Origin of the sequence: Kaistia sp. MMO-174, from assembly GCF_037147815.1 — a bacterium.
Lineage (GTDB): Bacteria > Pseudomonadota > Alphaproteobacteria > Rhizobiales > Kaistiaceae > Kaistia > Kaistia nematophila.
Map to the genome: position 1 here is coordinate 1 of NZ_JBBCUO010000010.1, position 22,305 is coordinate 22,305.

Genomic DNA, 22,305 nt, shown 5'->3' on the forward strand with positions numbered 1-22,305 from the left:
TCTCTCTACGATGAAACCATAAAAAACCCCGCCGCGCTCCAAAGCCGGCGGGGTTTTTGCATTCAAAACAAAAACACACACAACGAAGAACGAAGAACAGCGGCGCGGACGAGTTCTCAGGAGATACCGCCCAAAGGACAGCGGCGCGCGGCCGGACCCGTCGCGGAAGGGGAGGCGGATCTCCAGGCCTGATGGCCCGCTTTTCGGGCCGGATATCCAGTCGGTAGGTGTTGCCTTGTTGGCACTCGCGTCGAGCGAACGTTCGCTCCGCCTCAAGCGTGCGTTGACAGTTATGTGCACGCGGTACACAAATCTGCCTGGTGACCGCGGCAGCAGGCCTGCGAGGCAGGCTGCCGGGTTTATTTGTTTTGTACTATGCGCTCGGCTTCCCCGGCTCGCCCTGCGCCCATTGGATTGCCAAACATGAAGCGGTTCATCCTCGCAACGATTCTGCTCGTCGTCGTCGTGGCGTTCTGTGGCGGTCTCATCTGGTTCAATTTCTTCCGGACCAAGATGATCGAGCAGTTCTTCGCCAACATGAAGGCGCCCGTCGTCACGATCTCGGCGATCACTGTCGAGCCGGCGCAGTGGACGCCCGGCATCGAGGCGGTGGGAACGGCCGCGGCGGCGGAAGGCGTTGACGTCGCGGTCCAGGCCGGCGGCATCGTCGAAAAGATCCTGTTCAAGGCGAACGACAAGGTCGAGCAGGGCCAATTGCTGGTGCAGATCGATGACGCCGTCGAGCGCGCCGGCCTGGTCAGCGCGAACACGGCCGTTGCCGTCAGCCAGGACGCGCTCAGCCGCGCCCAGGCACTGCTGCAGCGCAATGTCAGCACGGTGGCCTCGCTGCAGGAAGCGCAGAACAACCTCGACAAGGCCAAGGGCGCGCTGACGCAGCTCGAGGCGACCCTCGATCAGAAGGCGATCCGGGCGCCGTTCCCGGGCACGATCGGCATTCCGAAGATCGACGTCGGCCAGTATGTGCAGCCGGCGACCGTCGTCGCGACGCTGCAGAATCTCGACCAGATGAAGGTCAATTTCAGCGTGCCGGAGCAGGAGCTCGGCTCGCTGAAGATCGGGCAGCCGGTTCGTTTCGGCCTCAAGGAGGACGACCTCAACTTCTCGGGCAAGATCACCGGCATCGACCCGAAGATCGACGCCGCCTCGCGCCTCGTCTCGGTGCAGGCGCTGCTCGACAACGCGGACGAGACGCTTCGCCCGGGCCAGTTCATTCGCGTCCGCGTCGACCTGCCGGTCGAACAGGGCGTGATCGCGCTGCCGCAGACGGCGGTGACGATCAGCCTCTATGGCGCCTACGTCTATGCCGTGCAGGATGCGCCGGCCGCGGCGCCGGCTTCCGGAGACGCCGCGAAGAGCGCTGAGGCCGCAAAGCCGGCCGACGCCGGCAAGCCGGCGGAGCCGGCCAAGCCGGACCTCGTCGCCAAGCAGGTGTTCGTCAAGCTCGGCCGTCGTTCGGGCGATCGCATCGAGATCGTCGAGGGCGTCAAGCCGGGCATGCAGATCGTCACTTCCGGGCAGAACAAGCTCTCCAGCGGCAGCCCGGTCGCCGTCGACAATTCGGTCCAGCCGGTTCCCGGCGCGGACGCCAATGCAGGGGCTTCCAAGTCATGAGTTTCTCGGAGCTCTTTATTCGACGGCCGGTGCTCGCAACGGTCGTCAGCTTGCTGATGCTGCTGCTGGGGGCGCAGGGCATCCTGTCGATGTCAATCCGTCAGTATCCCAAGGTGGACGAGACGGTGGTGACGGTGACGACCGTCTATCCGGGCGCCAGCGCCGACGTCATCCAGGGGTTCATCACCTCGACGATCGCGAAGTCGGTTTCTTCGGCCGAGGGCGTCGACTACGTCACGTCGAAGAGTTCGCTCGGCGTCTCGACGGTTTCCGTCTACATGCGGCTGAACACTAATCCGGACAAGGCGCTGACGGAAGTCATCGCCAAGGTCCAGCAGGTGCGCGGCAAGCTGCCGGACGAAGCCGAGGACCCGGTGATCCAGAAGGGCACTGGCTTCCAGTTCGCGCTGATGTATCTGGCGGCCCGCAGCGACACGATGAACGCGCAGCAGCTGACGGATTACCTGATCCGCGTGATCCAGCCGCGCTTCGCCACCGTCGACGGCGTCGCCAACGCCGAAATCCTCGGCGCGCAGGAATTCGCCATGCGTGTCTGGATCGATCCCGTCGCGCTCGCTTCGCGCAACGTGACGGCGACGGAAGTGCTGGCCGCCATCAAGGGCTCTAACTTCCTGTCGGCGCCAGGCAAGACCAAGAACGAGTTCTACGCCTATTCGATCGAGGCGAAGACGACGCTGCAGGATCCCGATACCTTTGGCGCGCTGCCGCTTCGCTCGAACGGGGCCGACATCGTGCGCCTGCGCGACGTCGCGACCATCGAGCTGGCGGCGGCCTCGACGGATACCGAAGTGCGCTTCAACGGCAAGCCCGGCGTGTTCCTCGGCATCTTCCAGACGCCGTCGGCCAACCCGCTCGACGTCGCCACCGGCGTGCGCAACGAGCTGCCGAAGATCGCCGCCTCGCTGCCCGAGGGGATGCATATCGAGTTGGTCTATGACTCGACCGAGGCGATCAGCGCCTCGATCGACGAGGTGCTGCACACGATCCTCGAGGCATCGGCGATCGTCGTCGTGGTGATCTTCCTGTTCCTCGGCTCGTTCCGTTCGGTGATCATCCCGATCGTCACCATCCCGCTATCGCTCATAGGCGTCTGTTTCATCCTATGGGCGCTCGGCTATTCGCTGAACACGCTGACCCTGCTCGCCATGGTGCTGGCGATCGGCCTCGTCGTCGACGACGCGATCGTCGTGGTGGAGAACATCCACCGCCATATCGAGGAGGGGCTGAAGCCGATGAAGGCGGCCATCGTCGGCATGCGCGAGATCACCGGCGCCGTCATCACCATGACGATCACGCTGGCGGCCGTGTATGCGCCGATGGCCTTCACCCAGGGCGTGACGGGCGCGCTGTTCCGCGAATTCTCGCTGACGCTCGCCGGCGCGGTGATCCTGTCGGGCTTCGTGGCGCTCACGGTGTCGCCGATGATGTCGGCCCGCATCCTGAAGCCGGGCGGCGGTCGCATCCAGCACTTCATCGACAAGGTGTTCGACCGCTTCAGCGGCTGGTATGCGCGTCGCCTGACTGGCTCCCTGAAGGTCCGGCCGATCACGCTGCTGATGGTGGCCGCCCTGCTCGGCACGATGGTCTTCCTCTTTCTCCATACGTCGTCTGAACTGGCGCCGGAGGAGGACGAGGGCGCGATGTTCACGCTGATCACGGCGCCGCAATATGCGACGATCGACTACACGCAGCTCTATGTCGACGAGATCGCGCAGAAAACCGCGGATATTCCGGAACGCGAGGCGCTGTTCTCGATCGCCGGATCCGGCTCTGCCAACTCGGCCTTCTCGGGCCTCGTGCTCAAGCCTTGGTCCGAGCGCACGCGCTCGCAGGCCCAGGTCCAGCAGGAGGTGCAGGGCCGTCTCGATACGGTGTCGGGCGTGCAGGCCTTCGTCTTCGCCGTGCCGTCGCTTCCGGGCACCGGCGGCGGCCTGCCGATCCAGTTCGTGGTTCAGTCGACCGAGCCGGCCGACCGCGTCTATGCGGTGGCCGAGGAGATCAAGAACCGCGCCATGGCGTCGGGCAAGTTCATCGTGGTGCAGAACTCGCTCTCCTTCGATACGCCGAAGGTGAATGTGGTGATCGACCGTAACCGCGCCGCCGCGCTCGGCGTCTCGGTGTCGGATATCGGCAACACGCTCACCCTGCTCGTCGGCGAGAACGGCATCTCGAAATTCGACCGCGAGGCGCGCGCCTACGACATCATCACGCAGGTGCCGCAGAAGTACCGGCTCAATCCGGAAAGCCTGTCGACCTTCTTCGTGCGATCGCAGGCGGGCGACATGGTGCCGCTCTCCTCGGTGGTGACGATCAATACCGAAGGTTCGGCGCCGGCGATCGAGCAGTTCAACCAGCTGAACTCGGCCACGCTTGCCGCGCTGCCGAGGCCGACGGTGACGTCGGGTGAAGGCCTGGCGACGCTGCAGCAGATCGCGACGGAAGTGCTGCCGCCCGGCTACTTCATCGAATATGCCGGCCAGTCGCGCACCGAGCTCGAGACGGGCAATTCGCTCCTGATCGTGTTCGCGCTCGCGATCGTCGTCATCTACCTGGTGCTGGCGGCGCAGTTCGAGAGCTTCCGCGATCCGCTCATCATCATGATGTCGGTGCCGCTCTCGATCTTCGGCGCGCTTATCCCGCTCAATCTGGGCCTGGCGTCGCTGAACATCTACTCGCAGGTCGGTCTCATCACGCTGGTGGGCCTGATCACGAAACACGGCATCCTGATGGTGGAGTTCGCCAACCAGTTGCGCGAGGAGCGTGGGCTGAACCGGCATGACGCCATCGTCGAGGCAGCGCGGGTTCGCCTGCGCCCGATCCTGATGACGACGGCCGCCATGGTGTTCGGCGTGGTGCCGCTGCTGTTCGCGGTCGGCGCCGGCGCGAAGGCGCGCTTCTCGATGGGTCTCGTCATCGCGACGGGCATGTCGATCGGCACGATCTTCACCCTGTTCGTGGTGCCGATGTTCTACACCTACCTGTCGAGCGAGCATGCGAAGCAGGAGGACGAGGACGAGGCGCCGGCCGTTCCCGCAGGCGCGGAGCCGAAGCCGGCGCACTGAGCCGGTTTCGGCTGAAGACGTCTCAGAAGGCGGCGCCCGCGGGCGCCGCCTTCTTCATTTTGTCGTGTCGACCGAGCATCATCCGCCGATGATGGAGCGAACCGATTCCGCCGGCGCCGTCGGGGAGGGGCGTTCTTCGCCCTCGGCCGTCCGGATCTTCCTGGTCTTCCTGCGCCTCGGCTGCACCTCGTTTGGCGGGCCGGTCGCGCATATCGGCTATTTCCGCGATGCCTTCGTGCGCCGCCTGCGCTGGCTGGACGAAGCCTCCTTCGCCGATCTGGTCGCGCTCTGCCAGTTCCTGCCGGGACCGGCCTCCAGCCAGGTCGGGATGGGCATCGGCCTCGAACTGGCGGGGCTGCGTGGCGCCATCGCCGCCTTTCTCGGCTTCACCCTGCCATCCGCCGTCCTGATGGGGCTGTTCGCCTATGGTGTCGGTGCCGCGCATGGGCCGATCGATGCCGGCATCCTGTCCGGCCTCGCCATCGTCGCCGTCGCCGTGGTGGCGGAAGCGGTGCGCGGCATGGCGCGGTCGCTGGTGACGGGCCGGGCTGGCATGGCCATCGCGCTGGCCGCGCTCATCGCCGCATTGCTTTGGCCCGGCAGCCTCGCGCAGGTGGCGATCCTGCTCGCCGGCGGACTGGCGGGCTATGCCGTCGGCGGCGTCGACGGGGCCGACGTTCCCGCTGCCGCTCCCGCTGCGGCGGCGAAGGGACCGATGCCGCCCGCCTGGGTCGGCGGAGCCGCACTGGGGCTGTTCGCGCTGCTCCTCGTCGGCCTGCCCCTCCTCGCCGGGGCGACCGGCGCCCCGGTTCTCCGTCTCCTGGAAGGGCTCTACCGCGCCGGCGCGCTCGTCTTCGGCGGTGGTCATGTCGTGCTGCCGCTTCTCAAGGAGAGCGTCGCCGCCGCCGGCTTCGTGCCGGAGACTGCGCTCGTCGCCGGGTATGGCGCGGCGCAGGCCATGCCGGGGCCGCTCTTCAGCCTCGCCGCCTATATCGGTGTCGCGGCGGCGCTGCCGACGCCCTGGCTCGGCGGCGCCCTGGCGACTTTGGCGCTGTTCGCGCCGGCTTTCCTGCTGGTCGTCGGCGTATTGCCGTTCTGGCGCGCGCTGCGCCGTGTCGCGCCGATCCGGCAAGCGCTCGGCGGCGTCAATGCCGCCGTCGTCGGCCTGCTCGCGGCGGCGCTCTATGATCCGGTCTTCACGACGGCCATCCATGGCACACGGGACCTCGCCCTTGCCGTCGCCTGCTACGGCCTGCTTGTCGTCGCCCGCCTGCCGGCCTGGCTGGTGGTGCTCCTGGCGGCCGGCGGCGGCTGGATCATCGCCGGCTGAGAACCTTTGCCGGCAAGGTTGCCGCCGGCCCGGATTGCATCAATAGTGTCGAGGCTGGCCGTCGTGCCGGCCTTTTTCTTGCGGCCGGCGCTGCCGCCGGCCCAGATCTTCGACAAAGACTTCGTGCTTCCAGGGGAAATTTGATGCTGAGAAAATGGCTGCTCGCCTCCATTGTGCTGGCCGCGATCGTTGCGCCGGCCGCGGCCGACGACGTGACCGCAAAGATGCGGGAGGCGTCGAAGACGGCGCTGGCCCAGAAGGCCGGTGGCGTGGTCGAGAGCAACGTCAAGATCGCGCGCGGCGACGAGACGATCGTCGGCACGCTGGCGCTGCCGAAGGGCGTCGAGAAGCCGCCGGTCGTGCTGCTCCTGCATGGCTTCACCGGCAAGCGCGACGAGCTTGCCATTGCCGGGACAGAGGAGGGTGTCTATTCGCGGACGGCGCGGCTCCTGGCCGAGCGCGGCGTTGCCAGCCTGCGCATCGATTTCGTCGGCTCGGGCGACAGCTCGGGCAAGTGGGAGGATACGACCACCTTCAGCCAGATCGCCGATGCGGTCGCCGCCTTCGACTGGCTGAAGAAGCAGGACAATGTCGACGCGGCCAAGATCCATGTCATCGGCTGGAGTCTCGGCGGCCTGGTTGCGTCCCATCTCGCCGCCGTCCGGCCGGTCGATACGGCGACGCTCTGGGCGCCGGTCGCCAATCCCGCCTTCAGCTTCGGCGTCGTGCTCGGCCAGGAGGCCGTCAACAAGGCGCTGGCGTCGAAGGACCCGAACGAGCTGATCGAGGGCACGTTGCCCTGGGGCGCCAAGACGACGCTGAAGGTGTCGTTCTTCAAGTCGCTGTTCGCGACCGATCCGGTCGCGGCGATCGCGCAGTATGGCGGGCCGCTGCTGGTGATCGTCGGGACGCGGGATACGGTGGTGACGCCGCAGCCCGCCGCCGGCCAGCTCTTCCTCGATTATCACAGCGGCGAGGAAGGCCTGATGGTGCTCGATACCGACCATGGCTTCGACGCCTTCACCGGGCCGGCGACGCTGGACGAGATGGTCGGCGCGACGCTGAGCTTCATCGAAGCGCACTGACGGGCTCTCGCGCGCCGGCGGAATCATGCCGCCGGTGCGCGCCTATTCGAGCGCGACGTGCTGCGCAGGGCCCTTCTGCGGCTTGTAGCGCATGAAGGCGAGCAGCGGGATCGTCGCCAGCGTCACGAACATCATCAGCTTGAAATCGTCGATATAGGCGATGAAGGCGGCGTCGCGGGTGATCACGCCATTGATCTTCGCCAGCGCCTCGAGATTGCCGGCTGCTGCGTCGGCGGGCATGGCCGGATTGAAGGGCGTTACATGGCCGGCGAGGACTTCATGGCCGATCTGCGTGTTCTGTGACAGCAGGGTCGCCACCAGCGACACGCCGATCGACGAGCCGAGGTTGCGGACGAGGCTGAACAGGCTGGCGGCGTCGGTGCGCCAATGCGGCGGCAGCGTCGCGAAGGCGATTGTCGAGAGCGGCACGAAGACGAAGCCGAGGCCGAAGCCCTGGATGATGCCGGTCGTCATGAAGGGCGTGGCGCTCATCTGCGGCGCCCAGGTCGTCATCTCGTAGAGCGACCACGTCGTAGCGCCGAGGCCGATCAGGATCAGGATGCGCGGGTCCACCTTCCCCATCAGCCGGCCGACGACGATCATCGCGATCATCGTGCCGACGCCGCGCGGCGCCAGGATCATGCCGGTCGTCACCACCGGGTAGCCGTAGAGGTTCTGCAGCATCGGCGGCAGCAGCGCCATCGTCGCCAGCAGGATGATGCCGATGATGAAGATGAAGATCAGCCCGGTGACGAAATTGCGGTCCTTGAAGATATGCGGATCGATGAAGGTGTTCTTGGCCGTCGCCATGTGAATGGTGAACACCCAGAAGCCGATCGCCATCAGCGCCAGTTCGATCAGGATCTCCGGCGAGGAGAACCAGTCGAGCTGCTCGCCGCGGTCGAGCATCATCTGCAGGGCGCCGATGCCGAGGCTCAGGAAGGCGAAGCCGAAGAAGTCGAACTTGCGTTCCCGCAGCGGGCCTTCCGGCATGAAGGCGCCGATGCCGAGAAAGGCGATGATGCCGACGGGCAGGTTGATGAAGAACACCCAGCGCCAGTTGAAGGCGTCGGTCAGCCAGCCGCCGAGCGTCGGGCCGATGATCGGGCCGACCATGATGCCGGCGCCCCACATCGCCATCGCCTGGCCGTGCTTTTCCTTCGGGTTGATGTTGAGCAGCACGGATTGCGATAGCGGCACCAGCGCCGCGCCGAACAGGCCCTGAAGGATGCGGAAGCCGACCATCTGGGTCAGGCTGCCGGAAAGGCCGCAGAGCATGGACGCGACCGTGAAGCCCGCGACGCAGGTCATGAACAGCCGCTTGATGCCGATCCGGTCGGCGATCCAGCCGGTGATCGGCGTGGCGATGGCGGCGGCGACGATGTAGGAGGTCAGCACCCAGGTAATGGTGTCCTGGGCGGCACCGAGCGAGCCCTGCATCGAGGGCAGCGCGACATTGGCGATCGTCGTGTCGAGCACCTGCATGATGGTCGCAAGCATGATCGACACGGTGATGAGGCCGCGATGCGGAACGGCGGTCGGCGAGGCGGGCGCGTTCATTGTGGCGACTCTCCGGGACCCGCGGGCTTAGTGGGTCGTGGGGGCTTCCGCAGGCGCTTCGCTATTGGCTGCCACGGCATGGCCGAAGCCGGGCAGGGTCCGCTTGTAGCCGGTATCGACCTCGACCGTCGCGCTCAAGCCGGTGCGCAGCGTCGAGAAATCGACGGGGCCGTCGAGGCGCAGCCGCACGGGCACGCGCTGCACGACCTTCACCCAGTTGCCCGAGGCATTCTGGGCCGGCAGCAGCGAGAAGGCCGAGCCGGTACCGGCGTCGATTGATTCGACATGCGCGGCGAACGGGCGGTCGGGATAGGTGTCGAAGGTCACGGTCGCCGATTGCCCCACCTTCATGTGGGTCAGGTCGGTTTCCTTGAAATTCGCGGCGACATAGGTTGTCGCCGTCTCGACCAGGCTGAGCAGCGCCGTTGGGGCCATCGCCGGATTGGTGACGTACTGGCCGACGCGCAGGCGGTCGGTCTGCGATACGACGCCGTCGTCGGGCGCGAAAACGCTGGTTTCCTTGAGCGCCAGCGCCGCCGTTTCCTCGGCAACCTTGGCCTGCAGGACGGTCGGGTGCTGGTCGGTCTGGATGTTCGGATCGCCGCCGAGCGCCGTCAGCGCGCCCGCGACCTTCTCGCGCGCCTGCGCCACGACCTGCTCCGCCAGGCGGAGATTGTTCTGGGCGGTGTCGAAGTCCGCATTGGACGTGACGCCGCGATCCAGCAGGTCCTTCTGGCGCTGGAAGGTCTTCTGGCGATAGGCGAGGCTGTCCTCGGCGGATTGCTGCTCGGCCAGGGCCTGCTGGTAGTTGGAGCGCAGCTGCTCGACCTGCAGCTTGGCGACGGCGACTGCCGCCTCGGCCTGGCGTAGCGCGAGCTTGTACGGCTCGGGATCGATGCGGAAAAGCAGGTCGCCCTTCTGCACATGGTCGTTCTCGTTGACGGCGACCTCGACGATGCGGCCCGACTGGTCGGCCGTGATGGTCACGCGGTCCTGCTCGAGATAGGCGTTGTCGGTCGAGGCGTAGCGCCCGCCCGTCAGCCAGAGATAGCCGCCGCCGACGGCAAGCACCACGGGCAGCGCCAGCATCAGCAGGAAACGGCCGCCGCGCTTCTTCTTCTGCGGCGTCTCGACGACGGTCAATTGCGGAACGCGGGGCAGATCCTTGCTGGGTTCTGCCGTCTCGCGCGCGGCTGGCTCGGCGCTCATATCAAAGCCTTCTGGGGGACTTTCGTTGCCGGGGGCTTGGCAGTCGATGTCTTGGCAGCCGATGTCTTGGTAGTTGCGGCCTTGGCCGTCGAAGCCTTGGCGCCCGCGGCCCTGGAGGCGACCGTCTTGGCCGACGCATCCTTCGTCGCCGCGTCGTTGGCCACAACGTCGCCTAAAGCGTCCGAGCCTGCCTGATCCACGCCTCGGCCCGCCATGTTGCAGCGGATGCGGCTCAACAGGCAGATCAGCGTTTCCGCCTCTTCTGCGGTGATGCCCTCGAGCGCGGTGTCGATCACCTCGTTGCCGATCGTCTTCATCTCGTCCAGCAGCGGGCGGACGCTCTCCGTCAGATGCAGGCGGCGGGCGCGGCGGTCGGCCGGGTCAGGCACGCGGGCGACATAGCCGAGCGCTTCCAGCCGGTCGATGTGGCGGGAAAGCGTGATCGGCTCGACGTCCAGGGCTTCCGCGACCGTGGCCTGGTTCGATCCCTCATTGTGGAAGAGATAGGCCAGCACCTGCCACTGCGCCCGGGTCAGACTGCAACTCTGCGCACGTTGATCGAACGCCCGCCGCACCAGCCGGGCGACGTCGTTGATCAGAAAGCCGAGATGCTTTTCAGAGGGCGGAGTATTCATGGCTCTTATATAATAAGCTTGCGCATATGACGCAATGTGAGTTTGAGATGCGGAAAGGCGGTCAAACAGCAGATATAGTGGATTTTGCCGGCGAAGCGGGGTAAATCGATTCAACCCGCTACATCCTCCGCTTGAACGATCCCCGCATGCACACCGAACTCGCATTTTATGCCGCGGCCGTTCCCGCCGTGGCGCTCGCAGGCCTGTCAAAGGGCGGCTTTGGCGGCGCGATGGGCATGCTAGCCGTTCCCGTGCTGGCGCTGGTGATCTCGCCGGTGCAGGCGGCCGGCATCATGCTGCCGATCCTGCTCGTGATGGACGTGATCAGCCTCTATTTCTACCGTCGGATCTTCGACCGGCCGACGCTCGCGGTCATGTTGCCGGCGTCGGTCGTGGGCATCGCCGTCGGCTGGGCCACCGCCGCCTATGTGAAGGAGGATTTCGTCCGCCTGCTGGTGGGGCTGATCTCCATCCTCTTCGCGCTGAACTACTGGTTCGGCGACCGCCTGCGGGCGAAGCCGGCGGAGCCGAACGGCGCCAAGGGCTCGTTCTGGGGCCTGCTCGCCGGCTTCACTTCCTTCGTCAGCCATGCCGGCGCGCCGCCCTTCCAGATGTATGCGCTGCCGCTGCGGCTCGACAAGCAGGTCTTCGTCGGCACCTCGGTGATCTTCTTCGCCGTCACCAACGCCGTGAAGCTGGTGCCCTATTTCTTCCTCGGCCAGTTCGACGCCGCCAATCTAGGCACGGCGGCGGCGCTGTTCCCGCTCGCGGCGCTGACGACTGTGCTCGGAATCTGGATCGTCCGGGTCATCGACCAGACCCTTTTTTACGGGCTCTCCTATCTCTTTGTCTTCGTCATCGGCCTGAAATTGACCTTTGACGGAGCCATGTCGCTTTTCATGCATTGAAATCCGGCATCTGCCGCCGCACGCTCGCCTTGTTCGCCGGCTAGGCGATCGAGGTTCTCATCGGCTCCTGTAAACTGAGGCTCCCGGGTGCATCGAGCATTGTCCACGTCCATGCCGCGCGACTATCGGATCGATTTCTTCCGAGGCCTCGCGCTGATTTCTATCTTCGTGAACCACATCCCGGGCAATCTATACTCCAACTTCACCCACCGGAACTTCGGGTTGTCGGACGCGGCGGAGATCTTCGTGCTGCTCGCCGGCATCTCGGCGGCGCTGGCCTATTATCCGCGCTTCGTGTCGGGGCAGGCAGGGCAATCGATGGGCCGGGTCGGCAAGCGCATCGGTACGCTCTATGTCGCCCATCTCGCCTCCATCGCCTGCGGCTTCGCGCTTTATGCCGGCGCGGCGCTCTGGCTGCAGGAACCGGGCCTGATGCTTCCCGACGAGCGCCACTGGATCGTCGAGCAGCCTGTGGAGGCGTTGGCGGGCATGGGCCTGCTCACCTACCAGACCGGCAATTTCAACATCCTGCCGATGTACATGGTCATGATGGCGATGCTGCCCGTGATCATGCTGCTCGCCCGCGTGCGCCTGTCTCTGGTGCTGGTCGTGAGCTTCTTGCTTTGGGCGGTCGCCAATGCCTGGCGCATCACCCTGCCGAGCTTTCCCGGCCAGGGCGGCTGGTATTTCAACCCCTTCACCTGGCAGATCCTGTTCGTGATCGGCTTCGTCGGCGGCATCCTGCTGCGCCGGGGCGTCCGGTTTCCGGTGTCGCGGCCGCTTTATGGCCTGGCGGTGCTCTACCTGGTTGCTTCCGCCATCCTGGTCTTCGCCCATCTCTGGGACTATTTCCCGTCATTGCCGGAATGGGTGTGGCTATCGGGCTTCAACAAGAGCTGGGTTGGCATCTTCCGCCTGCTGCATGTGCTGGCGATCGCTTATGTGGTGATCTACAGCCCGCTGCCTGCCTTCCTGCAGGCCTGGCTCGACGAAAGCAACGCGATCGTCCGCCTTGGCCGCCACACACTGCCGGTCTTCTGGGTCGGCACTATCCTGAGCGTTGCCGGCCACATCGTCCGCGAAAGCGTGTTCGGCCTGCCGAACGATCCGACCTTCACCGCCTTCGGCGCCATGCTGGACACGGTCCTGATCGGCACCGGGCTCTGCATCCTGTTCGGGCTCGCCTGGTATCTCGACTGGACGCGGACCCAGCCGAAGGGGCGCCCGATCCTCGATGCCGGCGAGCGGGCCGCTTCGCCTTCCCGCGTCGTGCCGGCGGAGTGATCCGCATAAAGCAAAGGCGCCGCGATCGATCGCGGCGCCTTGCTTGACCCTTTCGTCATCAATCAGTGAATGGTCTTGTTTACCTTCAGTCGGGCGATCTCGTCCTTGAGCTGCAGCTTGCGCCTCTTCATGGCCGCCAGTTCAAGCGTGTCGGCGCTCGGATGGCTGAGGGCCTCGTCGATTTCCCTGGAGAGGGCCTCGTGACGGCGCTCCAGCTCGGCAAGATGCGATTCGATGGACATTAATATTGCCTCCCTTCGTGATCGATGACGGCACCTGATCGTGCCACAGACGCGGGTTGCTGTGAACCGGCTTATAAACCGGAGGCCCCCGCAGGAGGTCCGCCAGACGGCCGGCACTCTCTGGATCTGTGGCCTTTGGCCGCCCGCTTCAAGGGGGCAAGGCGTGATAGATGCACTCGCGCCCGTTCGACCGAGCATGTATCGTCTCGGTTCCGGCGCCGAAAAATGGGCCGGGCGGAGCTCGGTAAGGTTGGGGCGTATGACCGAGGAAGAAGAGCGGGAAATTCGGTTCGAACTGGCGCGGTTGCGGCAGGAGCACAGCGATCTCGACGCTGCGATCTCCGTCATGTCGGAAACCGGCCGTGCAGATCCGTTGCGGATTCAGCGCCTTAAGAAGCGCAAGCTGGCGCTGAAGGACCGGATCGTCGCGCTGGAGGATCAGCTCCTGCCGGATATCATCGCCTGACCGCAGGCAATGCCCTCGAGCAGCAGCCGATCGGCCGCCGCGATCACCTGGTCGGCCGTGGCGCCGGGTTCGATCATCACGACGGATGAGCGCGTGGCGATGCCGGCCCCCGCCGGGAAGCCATCCTCAAGGGCGGCGATTGCGCGCTGCAGTCCCTGCACGCGGTGGCCGCAATCGGCCGGCGTCGAATTCCAAAGCACGACGGCGAACTGCTCGTTGCCGGTCCGCGCCGTGACGTCGCAGGAGCGGATGCCGGCGCGCAGCGTGTCGCCGATCTTGCGCAGGGCGCGGTTGAGGCCGGCCTGTCCCTGGGCGGCGCGGATGGCGTCCATGCCATCGATGTCGATCAGGCCGACGCCGCAGGTCATCGGATAGCGTGCCTGGAAGGCGATGGCCCGCTCGATCTCGCGCGTAAAGGCGCGTCGGTTGAAGAGGCCCGAAATCGGCTCCTCGGCGGCTTCGACCTCGAGCGCCGCGATGCGGTGCTGGCTGGCGTCGAGCGCGCGGCGCAGCGCCGCCACCTCTTCCGAAAGCCGCATCACCAGCGAGCGCTGCTCCACCGGCAACTCCGTGGCCGGCTCGGCCGAAGAGGCCTCGCGTCGGCGCGCGAGCGGCGCCGGTTCGGTTCCGGGGGCGGCGATGGGGTTGGGTCGGAGGGCGGGTGCGTGGGCCATGGCGCGATTTTGCCCGCGCTTGGTTCAATTCTGGTTAACGACGGGTAAGGCTGTTTCGGTGCCTTGCGGCGAGGGCGTCCCTCTCTATAATCCGCGCCTTCCCGCAAGCCGGAGACGAGAACTTGGCAGACAAGACGGCGCCAGTCGCCATCATCATGGGCAGCCAATCCGATTGGCAGACGATGCGGCACGCCGCCGAGACGCTCGATGCGCTCGGTGTCGCGCATGACGACCGGATCGTCTCGGCGCACCGGACGCCGGACCGGCTGGTCGAATTCTCGAAGTCGGCGCGCGACAAGGGATACAAGGTCGTGATCGCCGGCGCCGGGGGCGCGGCGCATCTTCCCGGCATGTGCGCGGCGATGACGCCGCTGCCGGTCCTCGGCGTGCCGGTCGAATCGAAGGCGCTCTCCGGCCAGGACAGCCTGCTCTCGATCGTGCAGATGCCGGGCGGCATCCCCGTCGGCACGCTGGCGATCGGCAAGGCCGGCGCGATCAACGCGGCGCTGCTCGCCACGGCGATTCTGGCGCTCAACGATGCGCCGCTCGCCGCCCGTCTCGATGATTGGCGCGCTGCCCAGGCGGCGCGGGTTGCGGAAAGCCCTTCCGATGACGTCTGACAAGATGCTGCCGCCCGGCTCGACCATCGGCATTCTCGGTGGCGGGCAACTGGGCCGGATGCTGGCGACGGCCGCTGCCGAACTCGGCTTCCGCTGCCACATCTACTGCCCCGACGGCGAGAGCCCGGCCTTCGACGTCGCGGCGGCGCGCACCACGGCCGCCTATGAGAACCAGTCGGCGCTTGCCGCCTTCGCCGGTTCCGTCGATGTCGTCACCTATGAGTTCGAGAATGTGCCGGCCGCCACAGCCGCCTTCCTCGGCGATCAGGTCGACGTGCTGCCGGGGCCGCGCGCGCTCGCCGTCTCGCAGGATCGCTTGTCCGAGAAGGAGCTGATGCAGAGCCTCGACATTCCGGTCGCGCCCTTTGCCAGGATCGACGATCTCGCCGGGCTTGAGGCGGCGCTCGGGCAACTCGGGCGGCCGTCGATCCTGAAGACGCGCCGTTTCGGCTATGACGGCAAGGGGCAGGTGGCAATCCGTCCGGGCGACGATCCCGCCGCCGCCTTCGAGGCGATCGCCGGCAAGCCGGCCGTGCTCGAAGGTTTCGTTACCTTCGCGCGTGAGGTTTCGGCGCTGGTGGTGCGCGGCCGCAATGGCGAGACGGCGGTCTACGACATCGCCGAGAACGTTCACCGCAACCATATCCTCGCGACCTCCACGGTGCCGGCGCAGCTTTCGCCCACGACCGCCGGCGCCGCTCGGGAAATCGCCACCAGGGTGGCGGACGCGCTCGATTATGTCGGCCTGCTGGCCGTCGAGATGTTCGTCGTCGAGGACGCCGGCGTCGAGCGGCTGCTCGTCAACGAGATCGCGCCGCGCGTGCATAATTCCGGCCATTGGACACAGGATGGCTGCATCGTCTCGCAGTTCGAGAACCACATCCGCGCCATTGCCGGCTGGCCGCTCGGCTCGACCGAGCGCCATTCGAACGCGGTTATGACCAACCTGATCGGCGCCGAGGCGGACGAGTGGGCGACACTCGCCGCCGAGCCCGGCGCGCGGCTGCATCTCTACGGTAAGGCGGAAAGCCGGCCCGGCCGCAAGATGGGCCACGTCAACCGGATTTCGCCAAGGGTCGGGTAGGGCGAAGGACCCTCGACCCACCCCTCTGCCGTTTGCGGGAGAGGGGCATCCGGTCCGGTGCGCGTCGAGACCTGAATAGGCCAAGAGACCCTTTCCCGCATGCGGGAGAGGGTTGGGGGTGAGGGGCTTGTGTGTCCCGCAGGCGCCAGCCCCTACCGCCCCCTTACAACGTCCTGCCTCGCCTCCCATATCAGCCCTTCTCCCCAAGGGGTGGCGTCGATGCCGCAAAGGCGCTATCGAAGGCGCCGATTTCCGTCCCGTTTTCCGCCCAGAACAAAGACATTCGCCATGACAGAGCCGAAGACCGTCTATCCCGCCGCCGAGCCGTCGCCGTCCTTCCCCAAGATCGAGGAAGCGATCGGCGCGTGGTGGAAGGAGAACACGATTTTCGAACGCTCGATCGAGCAGCGCCGCGAGCAGGGTGCGTCCGAGTTCGTTTTTTATGACGGACCGCCCTTCGCCAACGGCCTGCCGCACTACGGTCACCTCGTCACCGGCTTCGTGAAGGACCTGGTGCCGCGCTATCAGACGATGCGCGGCAAGGTCGTCGATCGACGCTTCGGCTGGGACTGCCATGGCCTGCCGGCCGAGATGCAGTCCGAGAAGGAACTCGGCGTCTCCGGCCGCATCGAGATCCTGAAATATGGCGTCGCCCGCTTCAACGAGCATTGCCGCAGCTCCGTCCAGCAGTTCGCGGCGGACTGGGAATACTATGTCACGCGCTCGGCGCGCTGGGTCGATTTCAAGAACGACTACAAGACGATGGACCTCTCCTTCATGGAGAGCGTCATGTGGGCGTTCAAGCAGCTGCACGACAAGGGCCTGATCTATGAGGGCTATCGCGTCGTGCCCTATAGCTGGGCCGCGCAGACGCCGCTGTCGAATTTCGAGACCCGCCTCGACAATTCCTACCGCATGCGACAGGACCCGGCGCTGACGGTCGGCTTCCTGCTCGATCCGCGCGAGGGCGACAACGTCCCGACGCGCCTGCTCGCCTGGACGACGACCCCCTGGACGCTGCCGTCCAACATGGCGCTGGCCGTGGCGCCCGACGCTGACTACGCCGTGCTCGAGAAGGACGGCGCGCGTCTGGTCATCGGCGCGCCCCTCGTCGGCAACTACGCCAAGGAACTGGAGGGCTATGCCGAAGTCGGGCAGTTGAAGGGCAGCGACCTCGTCGGTCGCACCTATCAGCCGCTTCTGCCCTTCTTCGCGAACGAGAAGGCGAATGGCGCCTTCCGCGTGATCGGCGGTGACTTCATCGAGATGACCGACGGCACCGGCGTCGTGCACATCGCCCCCGCTTTCGGCGAGGACGACATGCGCGTCGGCCAGGAAGAGGGCATCCCGGTCGTCGACCCGGTCGATTTCGCCGGCAATTTCACCGATCTCGTTCCCGCCTATGCCGGCATGAACGTTTTCGACGCCAACAAGGAAGTGATCCGCGACCTCAAGCATCAGGGCGTGGTCCTGCGGCACGAGACCTATGACCACAATTATCCGCATTGCTGGCGCACCGACCAGCCGCTGATCTACAAGGCGCTACGCTCCTGGTACGTGAAGGTCACCGCCTTCAAGGACCGCATGGTCGAGCTGAACCAGGGCATCGAATGGGTGCCGGGTCACGTGCGCGACGGCCTGTTCGGCAAGTGGCTGGAAAACGCGCGTGACTGGAACATCGGCCGCAACCGCTTCTGGGGTTCGCCGATCCCGGTCTGGAAGTCGGACGATCCGAACTATCCGCGCATGGACGTCTATGGCTCGCTCGACGAGATCGAGCGGGACTTTGGCGTGCGCCCGCACGACCTGCACCGTCCCTATATCGACGAGCTGACCCGTCCGAACCCGGACGATCCGACCGGCAAGTCAGTGATGCGCCGCGTCGAGGACGTGCTGGATTGCTGGTTCGAATCCGGCTCGATGCCGTTCGCGCAGGTGCACTACCCGTTCGAGAACAAGGACTGGTTCGAAGGTCACTTCCCGGGCGACTTCATCGTCGAATACGTCGCGCAGACGCGCGGCTGGTTCTACACGCTGATGGTGATGGCGACGGCCCTTTTCGACAAGGCGCCGTTCCGTTCGGTCGTCTGCCATGGCGTCGTGCTCGACGAGAACAAGCAGAAGCTGTCGAAGCGGCTCCGCAACTATCCGGACCCGATCGAGGTGTTCAACACCTATGGCGCCGATGCGCTGCGCTGGTATCTGGTGTCGTCGCCGCTGCTCTCCGGCGGCGATCTCGCCATGCCGAAGGACGGACGCGCCATCGCCGAGACGGTGCGCCAGGTCATGCTGCCGATCTGGAACGCCTATTCGTTCTTCACGCTCTACGCCAATATCGACGGCATCAAGGGCCGGATGGTCACGACCGCCGAGGCCGAACTCGACCGTTACATCCTCGCCAAGACCGCGGACCTGATCCGCGGTATCGACGCGGCGATGGAGAAGCTCGATCTCGCCGGCGCGACCAGTGCGTTCCCGCCCTTCATCGAGGCCCTGAACAACTGGTTCATCCGCCGCTCGCGAGAGCGCTTCTGGAAAGCCGAGAAGGACGCCGACAAGCAGGCCGCCTATGACACGCTCTACACCGTGCTCGTCACGATGACGCGTGCCCTGGCGCCGTTCCTGCCGTTCCTGACCGAGCACATCCATCGCGCGCTGGTCGATGGCGAGAGCGTGCATCTGGCGAATTGGCCGGATGCGTCGGCGCTGGTCGACGACAAGGCGCTGGTCGAGCGCATGGACCTGGCACGCACCGTCGCATCGGCGGCGCTGTCGATTCGCACGGTCAAGAACCTGCGCACGCGCCTGCCGCTGCGCAGCCTCACGATCGCCCATCCGGGCTTCGAGAAGCTGGCGCTGCTGAAGGACGTCATCGCCGACGAGGTCAACGTCAAGGAAGTCGTCCTGGCGGCCGATCCGTCTGCTTTCGGCGAAGTCGTGCTCGCGGTCGATCCGAAGATCGGCAAGCGGCTCGGCAAGAACCTGAAGGACGTGCTCAACGCGGCGCGGGCCGGCCAGTGGGAAGATCTGGGGGGCGGCCGCTATGCGGTGGCTGGCCAGACGATCGAGCCGGGCGAATACGAGCTGCGCTTCAAGGCCAATGAGGGCCTCGACGCGGTCGCCTTCGACGGCGCCGCCGGCGTGGTCGTGCTCGATACGCATGTCGACGAGGCGCTGGAGCGCGAGGGCGTGGCCCGCGACTTCATCCGCCTGGTGCAGACGGCGCGCAAGGAGGCCGGCTTCAACATCGCCGACCGCATCCATATCGAGGTCAAGATCGCCAACGGCCTCGGCGGGGCGCTGGTCGACCACGCCGAGACGATCCGAGCCGAGACGCTGGCCGAGACGCTGCGGCCGACCAACGACCGGCCGGAGGGCTTCGTCTCGGAGACGAGCCTTCTCGACGAGCCGATCGAGATCGGCGTCCGCGTCGCGCGCTAAGGCGCGAGAGCGATTGAAGTTTTCGCCCGGCCGACTTACCTCGGTCGGGCGAAGTTTTTTCCGGCCCTTGCCGCCTGATTGGGGATTGCCATGACGCCCTTGTCCATTCTCGAACTCGTGCGCGTGACGGAAGAGACGGATGCGAGGGGAGCGCTCGACAATGCCCGCGATCTCGCAGCCCATGCCGAAAGCTGGGGCTATCATCGCATCTGGGTGGCCGAGCATCACAACATGCACGGCATCGCCAGCGCGGCGACCTCGATCGTCCTCGCCCATATCGCGGCCGGCACAAAGACGATCCGGGTCGGGGCCGGCGGCATCATGCTGCCGAACCATGCGCCCTACATCATCGCCGAGCAGTTCGGCACGCTGGCGCGGCTGTTTCCCGGCCGCATCGATCTCGGCCTCGGCCGCGCTCCCGGCACCGACCAGCTGACCTTGCGCGCCTTGCGCCGCTCGCCGAACAACGCCGACAATTTTCCGCAGGACGTCCTGGAATTGCAGGCCTTCCTGGCGCCGGCCGGGCCCGAGCAGCGCATCGTCGCGGTGCCGGCGGCGGGCACCGAGGTCCCGCTCTGGATCCTCGGCTCCAGCAATTTCGGCGCCATGCTGGCGGCGGAGCTTGGCCTTCCCTATGCCTTCGCCTCGCATTTCGCCCCGGACCTGCTGCTGCCGGCGCTGGAGATCTACAAAAGCCGCTTCAAGCCGTCGGAGCAGCTCGACCGGCCCTATGCCATGGTCGGCGTCAACGTGATCGCGGCGGAGACCGATGCCGACGCGGCCCGGCTGGCGACGACGCAGCAGATGTCGTTCGCGGATATCTTCAAGGGCGCGCGCGGGCTTTCCAAGCCGCCGATCGACGATATCGAGACCTATTGGGGGCCGATGGAGCGGGCGCAGGCGAAGCAGATGCTCGCCCGCTCGATCATCGGTTCACCGGCGACGGTCCGCGCCGGCATGGAGGCGCTGGTCGAGGAGACCGGCGCCGACGAGCTGATCCTCGTCTCGGATGTCTACGACCACGCGGCGCGGCTGCGTTCGGTCGAACTGATCGCCGAGGCCTGGGGGATCGGCGCGGGTTAACAGCGCCGATCCTGTTAGCGATCCGGTAACGGCGCGTTAGCGCGCCGCCTGCATCAGCGGATAGGAGCGGCGCACCGTCTCGGCGATGACGGCGGCGACGGCCGCCTTGATCAGGTCGCCCGGCACGAAGATCATCGAACCCTTCGCCGCATCCCAGAGCGACAGCTTGGCGACCATGGCGAGCCAGGGGATGCCGATCAGGTAGACGACCACGACGCCGCCGATCACCGAGAAGACGAAGAACCAGACCGCGTTCATCCGGCGCCAGTTCAGTTCGGTCAGCCAGCCGGTGACGAAGGCGGCGATCGGCCAGGAGAGGATGAAGCCTGCGGTCGGGCCGAAGAAGACCGAGAGGCCGCCATGGCCGCCGGCCAGCAGCGGCAGGCCGAGCGCCACCAGCAGCACGAAGAGCAGGATGGCGAGGCCGCCGCGCTTGGCGCCGATCAGGGAGCCGGCGAGCATGACGCCCAGCGTCTGCGCGGTGATCGGCACCGGCAGGAAGCCGACCTGCAGCGCCGGCACCAGGTTGATGGCCGCCATCAGCGCGGCGAAGAGCGCGATATAGACGATGTCGCGGGTGGAAACGTCCTGGCTCATCGGGTCTCTGTCTCCGGGTTGGTAGGATGCTCAGCGATCAGGATTCATAACCGCGCGCCTCGATGGCGTCGGCGAGTTCGTCGGCGGATTTCAGCGTGCGGATGATCAGCGGCACGATTAGCGCCAGCGGATTGGCGGCAAGGCCGCGCGCCGCCTGCGCCTCGCGAATATGGCGGAATTCCTCCGAGATCAGCGGCACGAAGCGGATGGCGAGCGCGATCGAAAGCCCGACCTTCTCCGGATTGATGCCGATCGGGCGCAGCGGTTCGAGCAGCCATTCGACCAGCTCCGCCATCTCCGACACCGGCGTCGTCAGCGTGACCGCGCTCGCAAGCAGGATCAGCGCCGCGAAGCGCGCCACGGTGAGGATCCCCTCGGCGGCCGAGCCGAAGACGAGATGGAAGGCGAAAATGATGGCGAGCAGGATCGCCGGGCCGCGCAATTGCGTCATCAGGCTGCGGAACGGCACGCCGGTCGACAGGTAGATGGTGAAGGCGAGCGGCACGCTCGCGAAGACCACGGGCTTCGACGGCAGCAGGAAGAGCGCCAGCGAGACGGCGAGCAGGCCGGCGAGCTTGGCGCCGGCCGTGGCGCGGTGCAGGCGCGAGCTGCCCGGATGGTAGAGCCCGAGCGTCATCGCATCCGCTCGCGATAGAAGCGCAGCACCTCGCCGGGCTGGCCGTCGGCGGCGACCCGGCCTTCCTCGATCATCAGCACGCGGTCGAAGCCGGCGATCAGGTCGAGGTCGTGGCTGACGACGACGGCCGGATGCGCCAGTTCCTCGATCGCGGCGGCGACCCGGTTGCGGTTGCGCAGGTCGAGCAGGGTGGTCGGCTCGTCGAAGACGATGATTTCCGGATCGGTGACCAGCACGGCCGACATCGCCACCAGCTGCTTCTCGCCACCGGACAGGAGATGCACCGGCCGCTCGCGCAGATGGTCGAGCTGGTAGCGAGCGAGCGCCGCGTCGATGCGGGCGTCGATCTCACCCTTCGGGATCCTGCGCGCCTTCAGGCCGAAGGCGAGGTCCTCGGCGACGATCGGCATGACGATCTGGTGGTCGGGGTTCTGGAAAACGAAGCCGACCTTGCGACGGATCGCCTTGATGTCCTTCCGGGTGTCGACGCCGTCGACCAGCACGCGTCCGGCGCGCGGCACGACGAGGCCGTTCAGCAGCCGCGCGAAGGTGCTCTTGCCGGAGCCATTGGCGCCGACGACGCCGATGCGCCGCTCCGGCAACGCCAGATCGATCCCGTCGAGGACGGGGCGGCCATCGAAGTCATGGCTGACCGCTTCGAGCACGATCATGGAAGTCGGCGTCCCCGCTGGCGGTTTGTGCGTTGCCGCATGCGATAGAGGCTGCGTCGCGCCG

The 22,305-nt window shown here is 66.3% G+C and carries 20 protein-coding genes; 12 read left to right on the forward strand and 8 right to left on the reverse strand.

The genetic code is table 11. The features are described from left to right. The 5 genes from WFK98_RS26575 to WFK98_RS26595 all read left to right on the forward strand — a co-directional run. The coding region (locus WFK98_RS26575; RefSeq protein WP_336802415.1) for a hypothetical protein at positions 1 to 192 on the forward strand (192 nt) is incomplete at its 5' end. Positions 193 to 423: 231 nt separating this feature from the next. Further along, positions 424 to 1,632, forward strand: a complete 1,209-nt coding sequence (locus WFK98_RS26580; protein ID WP_336802416.1) for an efflux RND transporter periplasmic adaptor subunit — start codon at positions 424 to 426, stop codon at positions 1,630 to 1,632. Further along, on the forward strand, positions 1,629 to 4,715 hold the full coding sequence (locus tag WFK98_RS26585) for an efflux RND transporter permease subunit (RefSeq protein ID WP_336802417.1): 3,087 nt from the start codon (positions 1,629 to 1,631) through the stop codon (positions 4,713 to 4,715). Before WFK98_RS26580 ends, WFK98_RS26585 begins: the two co-directional genes overlap by 4 nt. Positions 4,716 to 4,803: 88 nt before the next feature. Continuing rightward, positions 4,804 to 6,045: a chromate efflux transporter gene (gene chrA, locus WFK98_RS26590; protein ID WP_336802418.1), complete on the forward strand. Its 1,242-nt coding sequence runs from the start codon at positions 4,804 to 4,806 to the stop codon at positions 6,043 to 6,045. Positions 6,046 to 6,188: 143 nt separating this feature from the next. Further along, positions 6,189 to 7,130: an alpha/beta hydrolase family protein gene (locus WFK98_RS26595; protein WP_336802419.1), complete on the forward strand. Its 942-nt coding sequence runs from the start codon at positions 6,189 to 6,191 to the stop codon at positions 7,128 to 7,130. A 42-nt stretch (positions 7,131 to 7,172) separates the two neighbouring features. Here WFK98_RS26595 and WFK98_RS26600 read toward each other — a convergent pair whose 3' ends face one another. The 3 genes from WFK98_RS26600 to WFK98_RS26610 are packed head-to-tail and all read right to left on the reverse strand — an operon-like array spanning position 7,173 to position 10,534. Further along, on the reverse strand, positions 7,173 to 8,690 hold the full coding sequence (locus WFK98_RS26600; RefSeq protein ID WP_266341220.1) for a DHA2 family efflux MFS transporter permease subunit: 1,518 nt from the start codon (positions 8,688 to 8,690) through the stop codon (positions 7,173 to 7,175). A gap of 27 nt (positions 8,691 to 8,717) precedes the next feature. Continuing rightward, entirely contained in the window at positions 8,718 to 9,899 is a 1,182-nt protein-coding gene (locus WFK98_RS26605; RefSeq protein WP_266341221.1) for an HlyD family secretion protein, read from the reverse strand. Next, on the reverse strand, positions 9,896 to 10,534 hold the full coding sequence (locus tag WFK98_RS26610; RefSeq protein WP_336802420.1) for a MarR family winged helix-turn-helix transcriptional regulator: 639 nt from the start codon (positions 10,532 to 10,534) through the stop codon (positions 9,896 to 9,898). The genes WFK98_RS26605 and WFK98_RS26610 overlap by 4 nt, the downstream gene beginning before the upstream one ends. Before the next feature lie 146 nt (positions 10,535 to 10,680). Between WFK98_RS26610 and WFK98_RS26615 the strand changes: the two genes are divergently transcribed. Next, on the forward strand, positions 10,681 to 11,442 hold the full coding sequence (locus WFK98_RS26615) for a sulfite exporter TauE/SafE family protein (RefSeq protein ID WP_266341223.1): 762 nt from the start codon (positions 10,681 to 10,683) through the stop codon (positions 11,440 to 11,442). A gap of 111 nt (positions 11,443 to 11,553) precedes the next feature. Next, complete coding sequence (locus tag WFK98_RS26620; protein WP_336802421.1) at positions 11,554 to 12,726, forward strand: OpgC family protein; 1,173 nt, start codon at positions 11,554 to 11,556, stop codon at positions 12,724 to 12,726. Between the two features lie 62 nt (positions 12,727 to 12,788). Here the strand turns inward: WFK98_RS26620 and WFK98_RS26625 are convergent, their stop codons facing one another. After that, entirely contained in the window at positions 12,789 to 12,968 is a 180-nt protein-coding gene (locus WFK98_RS26625; protein ID WP_266341225.1) for a YdcH family protein, read from the reverse strand. Between the two features lie 259 nt (positions 12,969 to 13,227). Between WFK98_RS26625 and WFK98_RS26630 the strand changes: the two genes are divergently transcribed. Continuing rightward, the gene (locus WFK98_RS26630) at positions 13,228 to 13,434 is read left to right on the forward strand and encodes a YdcH family protein (protein ID WP_266341226.1); all 207 of its coding nucleotides are present in this window, start codon (positions 13,228 to 13,230) and stop codon (positions 13,432 to 13,434) included. Here the strand turns inward: WFK98_RS26630 and WFK98_RS26635 are convergent. Continuing rightward, positions 13,407 to 13,994 carry a GGDEF domain-containing protein gene (locus tag WFK98_RS26635; RefSeq protein ID WP_336802422.1) on the reverse strand — a complete coding sequence of 196 codons (588 nt, stop codon included), beginning with the start codon at positions 13,992 to 13,994 and terminating at the stop codon, positions 13,407 to 13,409. The genes WFK98_RS26630 and WFK98_RS26635 overlap by 28 nt on opposite strands. Positions 13,995 to 14,263: 269 nt before the next feature. Here WFK98_RS26635 and purE point away from each other — a divergent pair, with 269 nt between their 5' ends. The 4 genes from purE to WFK98_RS26655 all read left to right on the forward strand — a co-directional run bounded on the left by purE (position 14,264) and on the right by WFK98_RS26655 (position 20,336). Further along, positions 14,264 to 14,728: a 5-(carboxyamino)imidazole ribonucleotide mutase gene (gene purE / locus WFK98_RS26640; RefSeq protein WP_266341267.1), complete on the forward strand. Its 465-nt coding sequence runs from the start codon at positions 14,264 to 14,266 to the stop codon at positions 14,726 to 14,728. Then, positions 14,718 to 15,812, forward strand: a complete 1,095-nt coding sequence (locus WFK98_RS26645) for a 5-(carboxyamino)imidazole ribonucleotide synthase (RefSeq protein ID WP_336802423.1) — start codon at positions 14,718 to 14,720, stop codon at positions 15,810 to 15,812. Before purE ends, WFK98_RS26645 begins: the two co-directional genes overlap by 11 nt. Positions 15,813 to 16,100: 288 nt before the next feature. Continuing rightward, the gene (ileS, locus tag WFK98_RS26650; RefSeq protein WP_336802424.1) at positions 16,101 to 19,253 is read left to right on the forward strand and encodes an isoleucine--tRNA ligase; all 3,153 of its coding nucleotides are present in this window, start codon (positions 16,101 to 16,103) and stop codon (positions 19,251 to 19,253) included. A 90-nt stretch (positions 19,254 to 19,343) separates the two neighbouring features. Continuing rightward, on the forward strand, positions 19,344 to 20,336 hold the full coding sequence (locus WFK98_RS26655) for an LLM class flavin-dependent oxidoreductase (RefSeq protein ID WP_336802425.1): 993 nt from the start codon (positions 19,344 to 19,346) through the stop codon (positions 20,334 to 20,336). Between the two features lie 36 nt (positions 20,337 to 20,372). Here the strand turns inward: WFK98_RS26655 and WFK98_RS26660 are convergent, their stop codons facing one another. From WFK98_RS26660 to WFK98_RS26670, 3 genes are read right to left on the reverse strand one after another with little or no spacing between them, the layout of a single operon-like run. Further along, entirely contained in the window at positions 20,373 to 20,933 is a 561-nt protein-coding gene (locus WFK98_RS26660) for a biotin transporter BioY (protein WP_336802426.1), read from the reverse strand. 37 nt (positions 20,934 to 20,970) lie between these two features. Continuing rightward, positions 20,971 to 21,570, reverse strand: coding sequence for an energy-coupling factor transporter transmembrane component T family protein (locus WFK98_RS26665; RefSeq protein ID WP_336802427.1), 600 nt, complete (start codon positions 21,568 to 21,570; stop codon positions 20,971 to 20,973). Next, entirely contained in the window at positions 21,567 to 22,241 is a 675-nt protein-coding gene (locus WFK98_RS26670; protein WP_336802428.1) for an energy-coupling factor ABC transporter ATP-binding protein, read from the reverse strand. The genes WFK98_RS26665 and WFK98_RS26670 overlap by 4 nt, the downstream gene beginning before the upstream one ends. Between the last annotated feature and the right edge of the window lie 64 nt (positions 22,242 to 22,305).

Excerpts from the sequence above, each read along its gene's own strand:
- WFK98_RS26610 (WP_336802420.1), bottom strand. The coding sequence starts at position 10,534 with ATGAATACTCCGCCCTCTGAAAAGCATCTCGGCTTTCTGATCAACGAC.
- WFK98_RS26625 (WP_266341225.1), bottom strand. The coding sequence starts at position 12,968 with ATGTCCATCGAATCGCATCTTGCCGAGCTGGAGCGCCGTCACGAGGCC.
- WFK98_RS26595 (WP_336802419.1), top strand. The coding sequence starts at position 6,189 with ATGCTGAGAAAATGGCTGCTCGCCTCCATTGTGCTGGCCGCGATCGTT.
- WFK98_RS26620 (WP_336802421.1), top strand. The coding sequence starts at position 11,554 with ATGCCGCGCGACTATCGGATCGATTTCTTCCGAGGCCTCGCGCTGATT.
- WFK98_RS26645 (WP_336802423.1), top strand. The coding sequence starts at position 14,718 with ATGACGTCTGACAAGATGCTGCCGCCCGGCTCGACCATCGGCATTCTC.
- ileS (WP_336802424.1), top strand. The coding sequence starts at position 16,101 with ATGACAGAGCCGAAGACCGTCTATCCCGCCGCCGAGCCGTCGCCGTCC.
- WFK98_RS26660 (WP_336802426.1), bottom strand. The coding sequence starts at position 20,933 with ATGAGCCAGGACGTTTCCACCCGCGACATCGTCTATATCGCGCTCTTC.
- WFK98_RS26665 (WP_336802427.1), bottom strand. The coding sequence starts at position 21,570 with ATGACGCTCGGGCTCTACCATCCGGGCAGCTCGCGCCTGCACCGCGCC.
- chrA (WP_336802418.1), top strand. The coding sequence starts at position 4,804 with ATGATGGAGCGAACCGATTCCGCCGGCGCCGTCGGGGAGGGGCGTTCT.
- WFK98_RS26630 (WP_266341226.1), top strand. The coding sequence starts at position 13,228 with ATGACCGAGGAAGAAGAGCGGGAAATTCGGTTCGAACTGGCGCGGTTG.
- WFK98_RS26600 (WP_266341220.1), bottom strand. The coding sequence starts at position 8,690 with ATGAACGCGCCCGCCTCGCCGACCGCCGTTCCGCATCGCGGCCTCATC.
- WFK98_RS26580 (WP_336802416.1), top strand. The coding sequence starts at position 424 with ATGAAGCGGTTCATCCTCGCAACGATTCTGCTCGTCGTCGTCGTGGCG.
- WFK98_RS26615 (WP_266341223.1), top strand. The coding sequence starts at position 10,681 with ATGCACACCGAACTCGCATTTTATGCCGCGGCCGTTCCCGCCGTGGCG.
- purE (WP_266341267.1), top strand. The coding sequence starts at position 14,264 with ATGGGCAGCCAATCCGATTGGCAGACGATGCGGCACGCCGCCGAGACG.
- WFK98_RS26670 (WP_336802428.1), bottom strand. The coding sequence starts at position 22,241 with ATGATCGTGCTCGAAGCGGTCAGCCATGACTTCGATGGCCGCCCCGTC.
- WFK98_RS26655 (WP_336802425.1), top strand. The coding sequence starts at position 19,344 with ATGACGCCCTTGTCCATTCTCGAACTCGTGCGCGTGACGGAAGAGACG.
- WFK98_RS26605 (WP_266341221.1), bottom strand. The coding sequence starts at position 9,899 with ATGAGCGCCGAGCCAGCCGCGCGCGAGACGGCAGAACCCAGCAAGGAT.
- WFK98_RS26585 (WP_336802417.1), top strand. The coding sequence starts at position 1,629 with ATGAGTTTCTCGGAGCTCTTTATTCGACGGCCGGTGCTCGCAACGGTC.